15 protein-coding genes are annotated in these 16,522 nt (G+C 68.3%); 6 read left to right on the top strand and 9 right to left on the bottom strand.

Annotation, left to right across the window (positions count from 1 at the left end):
* Positions 1–86 precede the first annotated feature (86 nt).
* Positions 87–479, bottom strand: a complete 393-nt coding sequence (locus ABDW59_RS12010; RefSeq protein ID WP_343630045.1) for an S-adenosylmethionine decarboxylase — start codon at positions 477–479, stop codon at positions 87–89.
* 35 nt (positions 480–514) lie between these two features.
* Entirely contained in the window at positions 515–958 is a 444-nt protein-coding gene (locus tag ABDW59_RS12005; protein ID WP_343630044.1) for a MerR family DNA-binding transcriptional regulator, read from the bottom strand.
* 61 nt (positions 959–1,019) lie between these two features.
* Here ABDW59_RS12005 and ABDW59_RS12000 point away from each other — a divergent pair, with 61 nt between their 5' ends.
* Positions 1,020–2,075 carry an MBL fold metallo-hydrolase gene (locus ABDW59_RS12000; RefSeq protein WP_343630043.1) on the top strand — a complete coding sequence of 352 codons (1,056 nt, stop codon included), beginning with the start codon at positions 1,020–1,022 and terminating at the stop codon, positions 2,073–2,075.
* Between the two features lie 360 nt (positions 2,076–2,435).
* On the opposite strand, the gene ABDW59_RS11995 is transcribed toward ABDW59_RS12000, so the two are convergent.
* The 7 genes from ABDW59_RS11995 to ABDW59_RS11965 form a co-directional block, all read right to left on the bottom strand.
* Positions 2,436–3,335, bottom strand: a complete 900-nt coding sequence (locus ABDW59_RS11995; protein ID WP_343630042.1) for a SprT family zinc-dependent metalloprotease — start codon at positions 3,333–3,335, stop codon at positions 2,436–2,438.
* A 15-nt stretch (positions 3,336–3,350) separates the two neighbouring features.
* Complete coding sequence (locus tag ABDW59_RS11990) at positions 3,351–4,139, bottom strand: lysophospholipid acyltransferase family protein (RefSeq protein ID WP_343630041.1); 789 nt, start codon at positions 4,137–4,139, stop codon at positions 3,351–3,353.
* The gene (gene gmhB / locus ABDW59_RS11985; RefSeq protein ID WP_343630040.1) at positions 4,139–4,789 is read right to left on the bottom strand and encodes a D-glycero-beta-D-manno-heptose 1,7-bisphosphate 7-phosphatase; all 651 of its coding nucleotides are present in this window, start codon (positions 4,787–4,789) and stop codon (positions 4,139–4,141) included. The genes ABDW59_RS11990 and gmhB overlap by 1 nt, the downstream gene beginning before the upstream one ends.
* Before the next feature lie 49 nt (positions 4,790–4,838).
* Positions 4,839–6,980, bottom strand: a complete 2,142-nt coding sequence (gene glyS / locus ABDW59_RS11980; RefSeq protein WP_343630039.1) for a glycine--tRNA ligase subunit beta — start codon at positions 6,978–6,980, stop codon at positions 4,839–4,841.
* 17 nt (positions 6,981–6,997) lie between these two features.
* Entirely contained in the window at positions 6,998–7,963 is a 966-nt protein-coding gene (gene glyQ, locus ABDW59_RS11975) for a glycine--tRNA ligase subunit alpha (RefSeq protein WP_343630038.1), read from the bottom strand.
* Between the two features lie 133 nt (positions 7,964–8,096).
* Positions 8,097–9,644: an apolipoprotein N-acyltransferase gene (lnt, locus tag ABDW59_RS11970; RefSeq protein WP_343630037.1), complete on the bottom strand. Its 1,548-nt coding sequence runs from the start codon at positions 9,642–9,644 to the stop codon at positions 8,097–8,099.
* Positions 9,644–10,528, bottom strand: coding sequence for a transporter associated domain-containing protein (locus ABDW59_RS11965; protein ID WP_343630036.1), 885 nt, complete (start codon positions 10,526–10,528; stop codon positions 9,644–9,646). Before ABDW59_RS11965 ends, lnt begins: the two co-directional genes overlap by 1 nt.
* A gap of 157 nt (positions 10,529–10,685) precedes the next feature.
* Between ABDW59_RS11965 and ABDW59_RS11960 the strand changes: the two genes are divergently transcribed.
* From ABDW59_RS11960 to hslU, 5 genes are all read left to right on the top strand, one after another.
* A complete protein-coding gene (locus tag ABDW59_RS11960; protein WP_343630034.1) occupies positions 10,686–11,795 on the top strand; it encodes a GTP-binding protein in 1,110 nt (369 codons plus the stop codon).
* A 137-nt stretch (positions 11,796–11,932) separates the two neighbouring features.
* On the top strand, positions 11,933–12,574 hold the full coding sequence (dksA, locus tag ABDW59_RS11955; RefSeq protein WP_343630033.1) for an RNA polymerase-binding protein DksA: 642 nt from the start codon (positions 11,933–11,935) through the stop codon (positions 12,572–12,574).
* A 15-nt stretch (positions 12,575–12,589) separates the two neighbouring features.
* Entirely contained in the window at positions 12,590–14,347 is a 1,758-nt protein-coding gene (locus ABDW59_RS11950; RefSeq protein ID WP_343630031.1) for a hypothetical protein, read from the top strand.
* A gap of 210 nt (positions 14,348–14,557) precedes the next feature.
* Positions 14,558–15,118, top strand: coding sequence for an ATP-dependent protease subunit HslV (gene hslV, locus ABDW59_RS11945; protein WP_067069878.1), 561 nt, complete (start codon positions 14,558–14,560; stop codon positions 15,116–15,118).
* Positions 15,115–16,461, top strand: a complete 1,347-nt coding sequence (gene hslU / locus ABDW59_RS11940; protein WP_343630029.1) for an ATP-dependent protease ATPase subunit HslU — start codon at positions 15,115–15,117, stop codon at positions 16,459–16,461. The genes hslV and hslU overlap by 4 nt, the downstream gene beginning before the upstream one ends.
* Positions 16,462–16,522: the final 61 nt, after the last annotated feature.

Here is a 16,522-nt window from a genome sequence, read left to right as displayed (position 1 = left end):
TCCCCCCGCCCTCTCCCACTTCGCGGGCGAGGGAGCTTCAAGCGCCCTCCCCACTCACGCACCGCGCCGTTCAAGCGCCGCGCCGTTCAAGCGACCGCATCTCCCCCCAGCAGCCCGCGCTCCAAGCGCTGCCGCCGCGCCTGCGCCGGCGAGAACATCTCGATCAGCGCCGCCATCATGGCCTCCGCCTTGGCCGAGTTGTCCCCGCCGTAATTGCAGACGTACACGTCCAGCGTCACCGACGCGATCTCCGGCCAAGTGTGCAACGCCGCGTGGGACTCCGCCAGCAGCAGCATGCCGGTGACGCCGCCCGGCTGCCCGTCCGGCGCATCGGGGAAGCGGTGCCATTGCTCGCCGACGACGCTCAGCCCGGCGGCCTCGGCGGCGGCGCGGGTGCGCGATGCGAGTTCGTGCTCATCGACCAGCAGCGTCAACAAGGGACAGCCGGAGAGGTCGGCGGTGAGATGCAGGCCGTTCATGGCGGCGCAGTGTAGGGCCGCGAACAGCCCAGGACTCAATCCGCCGGCTGCCCCGCCTCAGCCAGCAGCGCGCGGCATCGCTCTTCATGCTGGGCGATCTCCGCCATCGTCACCTCGATGTCGCTGAGCTGCTGATGCAACTGCCGGCGATGCTGCTGCAACACCTCGAGGAACGCGCGCAACTGCGCGACCGTATCCGCCTGGCTGTCATACATGTCGACCAGCTGCTTGATCTCCTGCAGCGCCAGTCCCAGCCGCTTGCCGCGCAGCGTCAACTTCAGCCGCGTGCGATCGCGCTGCGTGTAGACGCGATTGCGCCCGGCGCGAGCCGGCGTCAGCAGGCCCATGTCCTCGTAGAAGCGAATGGCGCGCGGCGTGATGTCGAACTCGGCCGCCAGCTCGGTGATGGTGAACAGCGGACCGCCAGGATCGGCATCCGACGGGGTGTCACCTAGGCTCGGACGCGGTTCGGTGCTCATGGCTACACTGGCAAATGACGTTGACGTAAACGTAAGTCTAAAGTCTAAAGAGTCCTCAGCCATGGCCAATCCCCGCGAATCGGAACTCTCCTATCCCATGGGCGACGCCCTGCCCGCCCCCGGCGCGACGCTGGACGTGGCGCCCGGCGTCCGCTGGGTCCGCATGGGACTGCCCTTCGCGCTGGACCACATCAACCTCTGGCTGCTGCGCGACCGCATCGACGGCCGCGAAGGCTGGTCCATCGTCGACTGCGGCATCCACAGCGACACGACCCAGCAGAACTGGGAGCGCGTCTTCGCCGAGCACCTGGACGGCCTGCCCGTGCTGCGCGTGCTGGTGACGCATTTCCACCCCGACCACATGGGCCTGGCCCACTGGCTGACCGAGCGCTGGCAGTGCCGGCTCTGGATCAGCGCGACCGACTATCAGCTCGCCAAGCTGGCCTCGTCCTCGACGGTGGGCATGGGCGGCGAGGCGGCGGCGGCCTTCTTCGGCAGCCACGGCCTGAGCGATCCGGAAGCGCTGGCCAAGATCCGCGGCCGCGCCAGCTATTACCCGAGCATGGTGCCCGCCGTGCCGGCCGCATTCCGTCGTCTGCTCGACGGCATGAGCGTCGAGATCGGCGGCCACGCCTGGCGCTGCATCGTCGGCTACGGCCACGCGCCCGAGCACATCAGCCTGTTCAGCGACACGCTGGGCATCCTGATCTCCGGCGACATGGTGCTGCCGCGCATCTCGACGAATGTCTCGGTCGTGGACGTGGAGCCCGAGGCCGATCCGCTGACGCTGTACCTGGACTCGCTGGCCCGCCTGCTGCCGCTGCCCGAGGACACGCTGGTGCTGCCGGCCCACGGCAAGCCCTTCCGAGGTCTGCGCTCGCGCATCGATCAACTGCAGGAGCACCACGCCGAGCGCCTGGCCGAAGTCGTCGATGCCTGCACCGCCAAGCCCTGCCACGCGGCGGAGCTGCTGCCGATGATGTTCCGCCGGCCGCTGGACCTGCATCAGACGACCTTCGCCATGGGCGAGGCGGTCGCCCACTTGAACCGGCTCTGGCTGGCGGGCACGCTGACGCGCACGCTGGACGCGGACGGCGTCTACCGGTTCTCTGCTTGAGCGGGTGGGGGATGGCGCGCCCGGGTCGCCGGGGCGCTGCTGCTGTCTGAATCGCTGAGCGCGGAATCAGTCGCCGCCGCCCCGATCGGGGCAGCGGCGCTGAGCCTTTATGCATCAGTTTGACGGTTGCCAGCGCGGATCGACCTGGCGCAGCCTCGGGGCTGGGGGATCCTGGCGCCACCGGGAGAGAACCTTTTGCGCGGTTGCCTCAGATGCGGTGATGACAGCGCTGGCGAGTGTGCGCGTCACTCATTTGAGTCACAAGCCCCCCCAAAGGGGGAAACGAGAACTCTTCACCTTACCGAGATAAGTCATTGACCGATCACGGGTCCGTGATCAGGCATCTCGATCGCTCGGTGTTCAGGCCTCGTCCATCAGCGGCAGCACGGCCTGCTTGAGGCGGTCTCGGGCCAGCTCGTAATCCGGCATCACCGAACGCACCACGGCCCAGAAGCGCGGGCTGTGGTTCATCTCCTTGAGGTGGGCCAGCTCATGCGCGACGACGTAATCGATCAGCGCGGGCGAGAAGTGGATCAGCCGCCAGTTGAGCCGGATCATCCCGTCGGCGCTGGCGCTGCCCCAGCGCGTCTGCGCCGAGGACAGCCGCAGCCCGGTCATGGTCACGCCCAGCGGCTCGGCGAAATGGCGGCAGCGCTGCTCGAAGCGCTGGCGCGCCTGGCGTTGCAGCCAGGCTTGCACCGTGTCGCGGATCTGGTCCGGCGCCGCGTCCTGCGGCAGGCCGATGTAGAGCATGCGGCGCGCGACGCTGGCCAGCGTGGGCTGAGCATCGGCCTGACCTTCGTCGAGCCGGGCTCCGGTCAACGCCGGATCCAGCACCACGATCAGCGGCTCGCCCAGATAGGGGAGCGAGCAACCGTCGCCCCAGTGCACCCGCGCGGCCTGCGTGCGGCGGGCGCGCTCGCGCTGCTCGACCAGCTTGCGCAGGATCCACTCGCCCTTCTGCTGGAGCGCCTTGTCGATGTCGCCCAGCGGCACCCACTTCGGGGCCGACACGCGCAGGCCGTCCTCGCTCACGGTGAAGCCGATGCTGCGGCGGCGCGCGCGCTTGAGGTCGTAGGGGACGGACTGGCCTTGCAGCAAGACCTGGCGCGTGCTGGCGCCGTCCGCGCGCGGACGCGGCGGCGTGACGACGGGATCAGGCGCGGGACGCGGCGGCTTGGGCTCGGGCTCGCTGTCGAAGAGCGACAGCTGGGTGAAGTTCAGCAGTCCGGCCAGGCCCCGCAGCTTGGAAGGGAGCATGGGCTGCGAGTGTAATCAGGCCTTCGCCGGCGCGGGCGGCTGAGCCGATGCCGCGCTGCCGGGGTCGCCCGCCGGATAGGCCGCCGGGTCGAGCACGCGCATCTCGGTCTCGATCCATTGCTGGACTTCCTTCATCAGCTCCGCCGGGTTGCGGCCGGTGCTGGGGATCATCGGGCCGATGGACACGTCGATCACGCCCGGGCGCAGCAGGAAGCTCTTGCGCGGCCAGCAGGTGGCCGAGTTCATCGCGATCGGGATCACCGGCTGACCGGTCTCGACGGCCAGCCGGGTGCCGCCGCTCTTGTAGTCGCCGGCCTTGCCGCGCGCCACGCGCGTGCCTTCCGGGAACATGATCACCCAGTTGCCCTGCGCGGCGATGCGCTTGCCCTGCGCGGCGACCTTGTTCCAGGCCTCGCTGCGCTTGCTGCGGTCGATATGGATCATGTCCAGCCGCGCCATGGACCAGCCGAAGAACGGGATGTAGATCAGCTCGCGCTTGAAGACGTAGGCCAGCGGACGCGGCATCAGCATCGGGTAGGCGAAGGTCTCCCAGGTCGACTGGTGCTTGGACAGCAGAATGGCCGACTGCTTGGGATCGGTCGGCAGATGTTCCATGCCGCGCACGCGCCAGCGCACGCCGCAGATCAGCCGCGCGCCCCAGATCGCGACGCGCAGCCAGCCGGCGCACATCCAGTACAGCCGGGTGCTGTTCAGGAACAGCGAGCACACCACGACCGCCGTGCCCCAGGGGACGACGGTGACGATCAGGTAGAGGACGAAAAGAAGGGAACGCAGGACGAGCATCAGCTCAGATCTCCGGGGCCGGTGGCGGGTTGGATGGATTCGCCGCGCGACTCGGCGCGCGCACGGCGGTCCTGGAGGATGAGCGCGTCGGCGAACGCGGACAGGTCCTGATGCACGCGGGTGCCGGGCACCAGCGCGAGTTGCTCTTGCAGCTGCACCTCGTCCACCTCGCCCAGGCGGTCGCCGCGCAGCAGGTGCGGGACGCAGCCGGCGTTGCGCGCGGTCTGCACGTCGCGGACGCTGGCGCCGACCATGTGCACCTGCGGGAGGTCCACGCCGAAGCGCTCGCCGATCTGCTCGATCAGGCCGGGCAGCGGCTTGCGGCAGTTGCAGTTTTCTTCCGGGGCATGCGGGCAGAAGAAGGCGGCGTCCAGGCGACCGCCCTTCTCCGCCAGCAGCTGGTTCAGGCGCAGGTGGATCGCGTTCAGCGAGGCCATGTCCAGCAGGCCGCGGCCGATGCCGGGCTGATTCGTGGCCAGCACCGTGTGCCAGCCGGCGTGATTCAGCCGGGCGATCGCCTCGAGCGCGCCGGGCAGCGGCTCGAGTTCCTCGGGCGCCTTGACGTGGTCGTCGCGGTAGCGGTTGATGGTGCCGTCACGGCCCAGGATCACCAGCTTCATGCCGTGCGGATGGTCGGACCGATTGGGCATGGCGGGCTCCGATGAACGTGGGCGGTGAGGGTTTGACCAGACGCGTCGATCAGACCGCCAGACGCGACAGGTCGGCGACGCGGTTCATCGCCTCGTGCAGCTGCTTGAGCAGTGCCTGGCGATTGGCGCGCAGCGCGGCGTCCTCGGCATTGACCATCACGTCGTCGAAGAATGCGTCAACCGGCGCCTTCAGCGCCGCCAGCGCCTTCAACGAGCCGGCGTAATCATGCTGCTCGAACAGCTGATCCGCCTGCGGCTTCACGCCGGCCAGTGCGTCGGCCAGGGCCTTCTCGGCGGCCTCGACCAGCAGCGCGGGCTTCACCTCGGTCGGGAGCTCGCCCTCGACTTTCTTGAGGATGTTGCCCACGCGCTTGTTGGCCGCGGCCAGCGAAGCGGACTCGGGCAGCGCCGCGAACGCGCGCACCGCTTCCAGGCGCTTGGGCACGTCGCCCAGGCGGGTCGGGTTGAGCGCCAGCACCGCGTCGACTTCCTGGGCGCTGTAGCCCTGGTCGCGCAGGCTCACGGCCAGCCGGTCGGAGAAGAAGCCCAGCAGCGCCTCGCTCGGATCCTGGATCAGCTCGCCGAACGCGGGCAGCGCGCCGCGGATGAGTTCCGGCAGCTCCAGGTTCATGTGGTTCTCGACCAGGATGCGGATCACGCCCAGCGCATGGCGGCGCAGCGCAAAGGGATCCTTGTCGCCGGTGGGCAGCTGGCCGATGCCGAACAGACCGACCAGGGTCTCCAGCTTGTCGGCCAGCGCGACCACGGTGCCGGTGTGGTTGCGCGGCAGCGCGTCGCCGGCGAAGCGCGGCTTGTAATGGTCCTCGATGGCCTTGGCCACGCCGTCGCGCAGGCCTTCATGGCGCGCGTAGTAGCCGCCCATGATGCCTTGCAGCTCGGGGAACTCGCCCACCATGTCGGTCAGCAGGTCGGCCTTGGCCAGCAGCGCGGCTTCCTTGACCTTGCTGTCCAGGACGTCGAACTCGTCCTTGGCCTCGACCGTGTAAGGATGCTGCGCCATGCGCAGCTGGTTCACGATGGCATGGGCGATCGCGACCACGCGCTGCGTGCGATCGCCCTGGCTGCCCAGCTTGCCGTGATAGACGACCTTGTCCAGGCCCTCGACGCGCGACGCCAGCGTCTTCTTGCGGTCCTGGTCGAAGAAGAACTTGGCGTCGGCCAGGCGCGGGCGCACCACGCGCTCGTTGCCCTCGACGACCTTGGACGCGTCCGCCGGATGCACGTTGCTGACCACCAGGAAGCGGTGGGTCAGCTTGCCGTGGCCGTCCAGCAGCGGGAAGTACTTCTGGTTGGCCTTCATCGTCAGGATCAGGCATTCCTGAGGGACGGCCAGGAAGTCGGGCTCGAACTGGCACGACAGCACGTTGGGCAGCTCGACCAGCGCGTTCACCTCGTCCAGCAGCTCGGGCGCGTCGATGGGCGTCAGGCCCAGCGGGGCGGCCTGGGCCTGCAGCTGGCGCACGATCTCGTTGCGGCGCTGCTCGAAGCTGGCGATCACGCCGCCCTCTTCCCGCAGCTGCTGCTCGTAGCTGTCGGCATTCTTGATCTCGATGGATTCGAGTTTGGATTCGAAGCGATGACCGCGCGTCGTGCGCCCCGACTTCAGGCCCAGCGCGGTAACCGCCACCACCTCGTCGCCATGCAGCGCGACCAGGCCGTGGGCCGGGCGGACGAACTTGACATCGCTCCAGCCGTCGGCCAGCTGATAGGTCATGACCTTGGGAATCGGCAGCTTGGCCAGCGCCTCGTCCAGCGCCTTCTGCAGACCGTCCTGCAGCGAGGCGCCGGCGACGACGGTGTCCAGGAACAGCGCCTCTGCCTTGCCGTCCGGCGCGCGCTTGAGCGAGGGCACGACCGACGCATCGGCGCCGACGGCAGCCAGCTTCTTCAGCAGGGCGGGCGTCGGATTGCCCGAGGCGTCCAGCGCCACGGCCACGGGCATCAGCTTCTGCTGCACGGCGCGGTCGGCCGCTTTCGAAGCGACGCCCGCGACGTGCACGGCCAGACGGCGCGGCGTGGCGAACGCGGTGACGGCCGCGTCGGCCGGGGTCAGGCCTTGCGCCTTGAGCGCCTCGGCCAGCACCGACGAGAAGGCCTCGCCCAGCTTTTTCAGCGCCTTGGGCGGCAGTTCCTCGACGAACAGTTCAACCAGAAGATTCTTGGTGCTCATGCTGCTGCTTCCCCGGCTCAGGCGGCGGCCTTCTTGTCCGCGGACTTCTCCGCCTTCGCCGACTGCTCGACGTTCTTCTTCTCGATCTGGGCGATCACCTCGTCGGCCCAGTCCTTGGGCGCCATCGGGAAGCCCAGGCGGGCACGGCTGTCGACGTAACCCTGCGCGACCGCGCGCGCCAGGTTGCGGATGCGGCCGATGTAGGCGGCACGCTCGGTGACGCTGATCGCGCCGCGCGCGTCCAGCAGATTGAACGTGTGCGCGGCCTTGAGCAGCTGTTCATACGCGGGCAGCGCCAGCCGCACGTCCATCAGGTCCTTGGACTTGCGCTCGTAGGCGCCGAAGGCGCCCAGCAGGAAGTCCACGTCGCTGTGCTCGAAGTTGTAGGTCGACTGCTCGACCTCGTTCTGATGGAAGACGTCGCCGTAGGTCAGGCCGTCGGTGTAGACCAGGTCGTACACGGACTCCTTGCCCTGCAGGTACATGGCCAGGCGTTCCAGGCCGTAGGTGATCTCGCCGGTGATGGGCTTGCAGTCGATGCCGCCGACCTGCTGGAAGTAGGTGAACTGCGTCACCTCCATGCCGTTGAGCCAGACCTCCCAGCCCAGGCCCCAGCAGCCCAGCGTGGGGTTCTCCCAGTCGTCCTCGACGAAGCGCACGTCGTTCTGCTTCAGGTCGAAGCCCAGCGCTTCCAGCGAGCCGAGATAGAGCTCCAGGATGTTGGCGGGCGCCGGCTTGAGCACGACCTGGAACTGGTAATAGTGCTGCAGGCGATTGGGGTTCTCGCCGTAGCGGCCGTCCTTGGGGCGGCGGCTGGGCTGCACGTAGGCGGCCTTCCAGGGCTCGGGGCCGAGCGCGCGCAGGAACGTGGCGGTGTGGCTGGTCCCGGCGCCGACCTCCATGTCATAGGGCTGCAGCAGCGCGCAGCCTTGCTTGGACCAGTACTCCTGCAAGCGGAGGATCAGTTGCTGGAAAGTCAGCATGGGCGTCGGGCCGTGGATCGGGCGTTGGGGGAAAGCGCCCGATTCTATGTGTCCTCGGAAGAGCGATCGGCGAGCGCGGCCACCCTGTTGCGGCAGGCCCGCAGCCGATTCAGGCGGCGACCGCGTCCACCGGTCAGCGATGGCCGCGCGCCGCTCGGCGCGCCAGCGCCGCCGGGGCGATCAGCAGCACCGCCAGCGCCCACAGCGGCCACAGGCCCAGCGCCGCGAGCCAGCGCGCATAGGGCGTGACGCCGCTGCGGCCTTCCACCGTCACTTCGAGCACGCCGGCCTTCTCGGCGGGCAGCCGGGCGACGACGCGGCCCAGGTGGTCGACCAGGGCGGTGGCGCCGGTGTTGGTCGCGCGGACGATGGGGCGCTGGAACTCCAGCGCGCGCATCTGCGAGAACTGCAGATGCTGGTCCTGCACCATGCGCGGCCCGAACCAGGCCAGGTTGCTGGCGTTGACCAGCACCGTCGCGGCCGGATCGCCGTGATCGAGCGCGCTGGCGACCACGTCCTCGCCGAACAGATCCTCGTAGCAGATCAGCGGCCGCAGGCGCTGGCCGGCGAAGGGCAGCGCGCGCTGGTGCGTGCCGCTGCCCTGGTCGTCCATCGGGATGTTCATCGCCCTGACGAACCAGTGGAAGCCCGGCGGGATGAATTCGCCGAAGGGCAGCAGATGGCGTTTGCCGTAGTCGTAGGGCTGCGCGAAGCCCAAGCCCACCAGCGAATTGACGAAGCCGTCCTTGTCGTTGCCCAGGAAGGTGCCCAGCAATAGCGGCCGCTCGCGCGCGTCGCGTTGCAGGCGCTGGACATGCTCGTCGTCCAGATAGGCCAGCGGCAGCGGCAGAACCGACTCCGGCGTGATCACGACCTGTCCCCGCGCCGATTCGATCAGCGAAGTGAGGCGGTCGAGGTTCTCGGTGAAGCGCGCACGATCGAACTTCTGATCCTGCGGAATGTTGGGCTGCACCAGCGAGACCGCCAGCGTGCCGGTCGAGCGCGTGAAGTCGTGCGGCAGGAAATGCACCGCGCCGACGACCACGACCAGCGCCGCCAGCAGCGGCCAATGCCGTCTCGCGAGCGAGGCCGCGATCAGCGCCGCCACCGCGGTGATGCCGTAGACGCCGATGTAGGGCGCCAGCGTGGCCAGCGGACCTTGCGCATGCGCGTAGCCGCTGGCGATCCAGGGGAAGCCGGTGAACAGCGTGGCGCGGGCGAGCTCCGCCGCGAGCCACAGCCCGGCGAAGGCGAGCGCCTGGCGGAGCGGAGCGCGCTTCGCGTCGGCATGGCCGACGGCATCGCCGATGGCATCGGCATGCGCCGCGCCGCCGCCGGTGAAGCGCGCCGCCAGGCCCATCGCCAGCGCGTAGTAGAGCGACAGGAACAGCGCCAGCAGCAGCACCGCGCCGGCCGACGCGGCCACGGGCAGTTGCCCGAAGTCGTGCATGCTGATGTAGAGCCACCACAGCCCGGAGGCCAACCAGCCGGTGCCGAAGAGCGCGCCGGTGACGGCGGCCCGCCGGGGCCGTGTCGCGCCGCAGGCCCAGAACAGCCAGGTCAGCGTCAGCAGCTGCAGCCACCAGGCCGGGCTGGGGGCGAAGGAGGCGGTGTGCAGCGCGCCCGCGACCAGCGCCAGCGCCGGATGCCGCGCCGCCTGGAGCCAGGACGCGCGCCGCATCAGCCGCTGAGGTCGTCGGCCTCGGCGGCCGGCGCGCGGGTCACCTTGAACCAGCGCACGGCGCCGCCGCGGTTGATCATCACCGAGAAGCGCAGGCCGGCCACCTCGACCGTCTCGCCGCGGCGCGGCACGCGGTTGTGCTCATGCGCGACCAGGCCGCCGATGGTGTCGAAATCGTCCAGCGGGAGCGACAGGCCGAACGCGTGATTCACCGCCTCGATCTGCGCGTCGCCCGCGACGCGGTAGCTGCCGTCGGCCAGCGTGTAGATGCCCGCGTCGCCGTCGCCAACGTCGAATTCATCCTCGATCTCGCCGACGATCTCCTCGAGCACGTCCTCGATCGTGATCAGGCCCGCCGTGTTGCCGAATTCGTCGATGACGATGGCCAGGTGATTGCGGTTGGACCGGAAGTCCCGCAGCAGTTCATTCAGGCCCTTGCTCTCGGGCACGAAAACTGCCGGGCGCAGCAAGGCGCGCAGATTCAGTTCCGGAGCGCGCTGGAGCTTGAGCAGATCCTTGGCCAGCAGGATGCCGATGATGTTGTCCCGCTGACCGTCGTAGACCGGGAAGCGCGAGTGGCCGGTGTCGATCACGGTCGCCAGCAGCTCGTCGGTGCCGGCATGGATGTCCAGCAGGTCCATCCGCGGGGCGGCGACCATGACGTCACCGGCGCTGAGCTCGGCCATGCGCAGGACGCCCTCGAGCATCTGGCGGGATTCGGGCGCGATCAGGTCGCGCTCTTCCGCTTCGGCGAAGTTCTCGATCAGCTCGCTGGTCGAGTCAGGTCCCGGGTGGAGGAATTCCAGGACGCGGTCCAGAAGACCGCGATGGTCGTTGCCACGCCCGCCGTGTTTGGCGGGCCGACTAGGCTGAGGTTCAGACACTGCAGTGTGTGCCGTCGTTGAGGAGGCGCCAGAATAACCGATTGACATTGACATTCGCTTGAAACACAGTCGTCCGCCCTCAGTTGCCGAGGCCCGGACGTTCCCTCGACGGAATCCCCCAGCGCCGTTAGCTCTCTCTTCTCACTGGCTGTACATCATGTCCACCGCTGATACGCAATCCGCCCCCGGGCTCATCCCCGCCACCATCCTCACCGGCTTCCTCGGCTCGGGCAAGACGACGCTGCTCAAGCGCGTGCTGACCGAGACCCACGGCCAGAAGATCGCCGTCATCGAGAACGAATTCGGCGAGGAGAACATCGACAACGACATCCTCGTCAGCGAGACCGAGGAGCAGATCATCCAGCTGAGCAACGGCTGCGTCTGCTGCACCATCCGCGAGGACCTGCGCACCACGCTGGCCGACCTGGCCATGCGCCGCCGCAAGGGCGAACTGGACTTCGAGCGCGTCGTCATCGAGACCACCGGCCTGGCCGATCCGGGCCCCGTGGCGCAGACCTTCTTCATGGATGACGAGATCGCGGAGACCTTCCTGCTGGACTCGATCCTGACGCTGGTCGACGCCAAGCATGCCAACGAGCAGCTGGACACACGCCAGGAAGCGCGCCGCCAGGTCGGCTTCGCCGATCAGATCTTCCTGAGCAAGACCGATCTGGTGGACGACCAGGCGGTGGAGGCGCTCTCGCACCGCATCAAGCACATGAACCCGCGCGCTCCGCAGCAGCGGGTTCATTTCGGCGAGGTGCCGATCAAGGACGTCTTCGACCTGCGCGGCTTCAACCTGAATGCCAAGCTGGAGATCGACCCGGAGTTCCTGTCCGTCGACGACCACGACCACGACCACGACCATGGCCATGACCACGCGCATGGCCACGGACATGACCATGGTCACGAGGGCCACGACCACGCACCCGGCGAGGCCTGCAACCACCCGCACCACCACCATCACGACGACGACGTGAAGTCCTTCGTCTTCCGGTCGGAGCGCGCGTTCAATCCTGCCAAGCTGGAGGATTTCCTGGGCGCGATCGTGCAGGTGTACGGGCCCAAGATGCTGCGCTACAAGGGCGTGCTGAACATGAACGGCACCGACAAGAAGGTGATCTTCCAGGGCGTCCATCAGCTGATGGGCTCGGATCTCGGACCGAAATGGATGCCGGGGGAAAAGAAGGTCAGCAAGATGGTGTTCATCGGTATCGATCTGCCGAAGGACATCCTGATGCAGGGGCTGGAAGGGTGCCTGGCTTAGTGCCACACTCGACGACGGTCTCGGGCGGCGGCGGAGGTGGCTACAATCCGCCGCGCCCGAACCAGGCCCTTGCGCACCGGTGGGAGGCTCCGGCCCCTCATCCCGAGCAGGTAATAAAGAGCCGCTAGGAGAGCAACGTGAGCAAGACACCGGCTTCCAAGACCGCCGCGCCCAAGGCCAGCTCCAAGCCCGCGAAGGCCGCGTCCTCCGCGGACAAGTCCGAGGCGACCGACGCGCCGGACAGCACGGTCTCGCTGCTGGACACGCCCGTCCGGCCCGCGACTCCGACTTCAACCTCGAACCAGAACAGCCGACCCGCCGTGAAGCCTGATCCCAAACTCTCCTCCGCCTGGAAGTCCAAGCCTGGCGCTGAACTGTCCGACGCTGAAGTCCTGGCCATGCCGGACAGCGAATACATGAACGACAAGCAGGTGGACTTCTTCCGCGCCAAGCTGACGCAGCTGAAGGAGGACATCCTGTCCAACGCGGGCGAGACCACCGAGCACCTGCGCGAGGACACCTCCATCGTCCCCGATCCGGCCGACCGTGCCACGATCGAGGAAGAGCACGCGCTGGAACTGCGCACCCGCGACCGCGAGCGCAAGCTGCTGAAGAAGATCATGCAGTCCCTGCAGCGTCTGGACAGCGGCGAGTACGGCTACTGCGACGAGACCGGCGAGCCCATCGGCCTGGGCCGGCTGATCGCCCGCCCGACCGCCACGCTGTCGCTGGAAGCGCAGCAGCGTCGCGAGCTCAAGCAGAAGATGTTTGGCGACTGATTCCGACACGCGCGCATGGCCGACCCCAAAGACGTCAACGGCAAGGACGGCGAAAGCTTCTTCCGCAAGGTGGCGCGTTTCGTCGCCAATCCGACGACCGACTGGGCGGAGATCAACTCCCGCCAGGACGATCCCGAGGCCGATGCGGCCAAGGCGGAGCTGCGGGCGATGGTCGAGCGCAAGCGCCGCAACGACTTCGTGCGCAAGCGCGAGCTCGACATGCTGCGCAAGATTCGGCGCGAGGGCCTGACGCCCGAGCAGTTGGCGGCCCTGGGCGGCCACGCGACCTCGGGCATCGATGAACTGGGCCGCATCAGCGAGATCCAGGGCGCGCGCCGCGACGAGGCCAGCGTCAAAGCCAAGATCGACCAGATCGAGCAGCAAATGGTGGGCGAGGCCTTCGCTCCCACGCAGGTGCAGGGCCAGCACCCCCCCGGATTTTTCGAGACCAGCACGCGTCCGGTGAATTTCGCCATGACGCAGCCGGCCGACCAGATCGTCGCGCGGGTGTCCGACTTCGCGCCCCCGGACGAGATGGAGCGCCTGTCTCTCGCGCCCACCCCGGCGGTGGCCTCGATGGGCGGCGGCATGGCCCCGCTGTCGTCCTCGGCGGCGGCCCCGATCCCGCAGCTCAAGCAGGAGATCCCGACCCTGAGCTTCCGCGTCGCGGATCCGCAGGTCGAGGTCAGCGAGGTCGTGCACGACGCCGAGCTGGACGAGGCGGTCATCGCCTTCGCCAACGGCGATTACGAGCACTGCGAGCGCAGCCTGTCGGAGCTCACCAGCCCGGGCGCGCAGCGCAACGATCATCCCGAGACCTGGCTGGTGCTCTTCGACCTGTACCGGGCGACCGGTCAGCAGGGCAAGTTCGAGCAACTGGCCAACGACTACGCGCAGCAGTTCAGCCTGTCGTCCCCGCAGTGGTTCTCGCTCCCCAAGCTGGTGGCCGAGGCCGTGCAGCAGGAGCGCGCCCCGCGTGGCCGCGCGAGCAGCGTGTCCTGGACCAGTCCGGAGTATCTGGACGTCGAGGCGGTCACGCAGATGCGCGCGCGCTGCGAGAACCTGCCCATGCCCTGGGTGCTGGACTGGGGCCCGCTCAAGCAGATCGACACGGAAGCCTGCGCACGGCTGCGCGAGCTGTTCCGGCTCTGGGCCCAGCAGACGCTGGACCTGCGCTGGCTGGCCGGCGATCACTTCTTCCAGGTGCTCAAGGACCAGGCACCGGTCGGCAATCGCGACGCGGACCCCATCGTCTGGATGCTGCGCCTGGAGGCGCTGCGACTGGCCAACCGCCCGGATCAATTCGATGAGGTCGCGATCGACTATTGCGTGACCTACGAGGTCTCCCCTCCCAGCTGGGAACGGGCGCAGGCCCATCTGCGCATCAGCGGCAACGCGCTGTCGACCAGCTCGCCGCAGTCGACGGTGCAGCCGGCGGGTCTGGACACCGGCATCGCCTTCCTCGAGTCGACGATGACCGACGCGATGAACACGGCGGCGCTGATGGAGCTCTCCGGCCAGCTGAGCGGCGACATCAGCGAAACGCTGCAGCTGATGACCGAGCAGTTGGGCGGCGCCTCGCTGGTGACCATCGCCTGCCCCAAGCTGATCCGCCTGGACTTCATGGCCGCGGGCGATCTGCTGAACTGGGTGCTGGCGCGCCGCAGCGAGAACCGCGCCGTCGTCTTCACCGACGCGCACCGGCTGGTGGCGCTGTTCTTCGGCGCCATGGGCATCAACGAGCACGCCAAGGTCAAGGTGCGGCACGTCTGAGGACGCGGTCCGCGCGCTCGGCGACATCGACCGCATCCGCGACCTTCGCAGCGACGGGGCCTCTGGCCCCGTTGCGCATTCCGATGGCTCATCATCGGCATTCGCACACACGGCGCCGCAGATTTTTTCTCACCTTGTGATCCTCGAACGGGATCCCACGTGAGCAGTTCGCGACCTTCACGGTCGCCTCCGACGTTTGGAATCCTGACCATGTCTCAAGACCACTCCTCCCCGCTTCCCCCGTATCACGGCACGACCATCGTCAGCGTGCGGCGGGGCAACCAGGTCGCCATCGGCGGCGACGGCCAGGTGACGCTGGGCTCGATCGTCGTGAAGTCGACGGCGCGCAAGGTGCGCAAGCTCCACAAGAACCAGGTGTTGGCGGGCTTCGCCGGCGCGACGGCGGACGCGTTCACGCTGTTCGAGCGCTTCGAGGCCAAGCTGGAGAAGCACCAAGGCAATCTGGTCCGCGCGGCGGTGGACCTGACGCGGGACTGGCGCACGGACCGCGTGCTGCGGCGGCTGGAGGCGATGCTGGCGGTGGCCGACCGTACGGCCTCGCTGATCATCACCGGCAACGGCGACGTGCTGGAGCCCGAGCAGGGCATCGTGGCCATCGGCAGCGGCGGCGCCTATGCGCAGGCGGCGGCCAAGGCGCTGCTCAACCACAGCGAGCTGAGCGCGGTGGACATCGTCAAGCAGTCGCTGGTGATCGCCGGCGAGATCTGCATCTACACCAACGGCAATCACACGATCGAGGTTCTGGAATGAGCAGCAGCATGACCCCGCAGGAGATCGTCTCCGAGCTCGACCGCCACATCGTCGGTCAGGCCGATGCCAAGCGCGCGGTCGCGATCGCGCTGCGCAACCGCTGGCGGCGCCAGCAGGTGGACGAGAAGCTGCGCGGCGAGATCACGCCCAAGAACATCCTCATGATCGGCCCGACCGGCGTGGGCAAGACCGAGATCGCGCGGCGTCTGGCCAAGCTGGCGGACGCGCCCTTCATCAAGGTCGAGGCGACCAAGTTCACCGAAGTGGGCTACGTCGGCAAGGACGTGGACAGCATCGTGCGCGATCTGGTGGACATCGCGGTCAAGCAAGAGCGCGAGCGCCAGATGCGCATGCAGCGCACCCGCGCCGAGGACGCCGCCGAGGAGCGCATCCTGGACGTGCTGGTGCCGCCGCCCCGCTCCACCGGTTTCGCGGCGCCGGCCGCCGCTGAGCCCGCTGGCGAGAACACCGCGCGTCAGGTGATGCGCAAGCGGCTGCGCGAAGGCGCGATGGACGACAAGGAGATCGAGATCGAGTTGGCCGAGGCCAAGCCCTCGATGGAGATCGTCGGGCCGCAGGGCATGGAAGAGATGGCGGAACAGCTCAAGGGGCTGTTCTCGCAGATGGGCCAGGACCGCAAGAAGGCGCGCAAGGTCAAGATCGGCGAGGCGATGAAGCTGCTGGTCGAGGAAGAGGCCGCCAAGCTGGTCAACGAGGACGAGCTCAAGGCCGCGGCGCTGGCGCATGCTCAGGACAACGGCATCGTCTTCATCGACGAGATCGACAAGGTCGCGACCCGCAGCGAGCATGCGGGCGGCGCGGACGTGTCGCGCCAGGGCGTGCAACGGGATCTGCTCCCCTTGGTCGAGGGCACGACGGTCAACACGAAGTACGGGATGGTGAAGACCGATCACATCCTGTTCATCGCGTCGGGCGCCTTCCACCTGAGCAAGCCCAGCGACCTGATCCCCGAGCTGCAAGGCCGCTTCCCGATCCGGGTGGAGCTCAAGTCCTTGTCGGTCGAGGACTTCGAGGCCATCCTGTCGAGCACGCATGCGAGCCTGGTGAAGCAGTACCAGGCCTTGCTGGCGACGGAAGGGCTGACCCTGGAGCTGAGCCAGGACGGCATCCGCCGACTGGCGCAGATCGCCTACGAGGTCAACGAGCGGACCGAGAACATCGGCGCGCGGCGCCTGGCGACGGTGCTGGAGCGGCTGTTGGACGACCTGAGCTTCGACGCGCACAAGCACGCCGGCAAGACGGTCACCATCGACGGCACGCAGGTCGACGAGAAGCTCGGCGCGCTGGCGCAGAACGAGGATCTGAGCCGGTTCATCCTGTAAGCGCGGGAGGCGGCGCGTCGTGCGGCGCGCCGGGATCGAGGGCGGCCCGGGTGGCCGCCCT

The sequence above is a fragment of the Roseateles sp. genome, from assembly GCF_039595295.1.
Taxonomy (GTDB): domain Bacteria; phylum Pseudomonadota; class Gammaproteobacteria; order Burkholderiales; family Burkholderiaceae_C; genus Roseateles.
Note: the sequence above shows the minus strand (reverse complement) of the source record. Positions and strands in the feature narration are given on the sequence as shown.

Bases quoted from the DNA above. Each gene is read 5' to 3' on its own strand.
- ABDW59_RS12010 (WP_343630045.1), bottom strand. From the start codon at position 479: ATGAACGGCCTGCATCTCACCGCCGACCTCTCCGGCTGTCCCTTGTTG.
- ABDW59_RS12005 (WP_343630044.1), bottom strand. From the start codon at position 958: ATGAGCACCGAACCGCGTCCGAGCCTAGGTGACACCCCGTCGGATGCC.
- ABDW59_RS12000 (WP_343630043.1), top strand. From the start codon at position 1,020: ATGGCCAATCCCCGCGAATCGGAACTCTCCTATCCCATGGGCGACGCC.
- ABDW59_RS11995 (WP_343630042.1), bottom strand. From the start codon at position 3,335: ATGCTCCCTTCCAAGCTGCGGGGCCTGGCCGGACTGCTGAACTTCACC.
- ABDW59_RS11990 (WP_343630041.1), bottom strand. From the start codon at position 4,139: ATGCTCGTCCTGCGTTCCCTTCTTTTCGTCCTCTACCTGATCGTCACC.
- gmhB (WP_343630040.1), bottom strand. From the start codon at position 4,789: ATGCCCAATCGGTCCGACCATCCGCACGGCATGAAGCTGGTGATCCTG.
- glyS (WP_343630039.1), bottom strand. From the start codon at position 6,980: ATGAGCACCAAGAATCTTCTGGTTGAACTGTTCGTCGAGGAACTGCCG.
- glyQ (WP_343630038.1), bottom strand. From the start codon at position 7,963: ATGCTGACTTTCCAGCAACTGATCCTCCGCTTGCAGGAGTACTGGTCC.
- lnt (WP_343630037.1), bottom strand. From the start codon at position 9,644: ATGCGGCGCGCGTCCTGGCTCCAGGCGGCGCGGCATCCGGCGCTGGCG.
- ABDW59_RS11960 (WP_343630034.1), top strand. From the start codon at position 10,686: ATGTCCACCGCTGATACGCAATCCGCCCCCGGGCTCATCCCCGCCACC.
- ABDW59_RS11950 (WP_343630031.1), top strand. From the start codon at position 12,590: ATGGCCGACCCCAAAGACGTCAACGGCAAGGACGGCGAAAGCTTCTTC.
- hslV (WP_067069878.1), top strand. From the start codon at position 14,558: ATGTCTCAAGACCACTCCTCCCCGCTTCCCCCGTATCACGGCACGACC.
- hslU (WP_343630029.1), top strand. From the start codon at position 15,115: ATGAGCAGCAGCATGACCCCGCAGGAGATCGTCTCCGAGCTCGACCGC.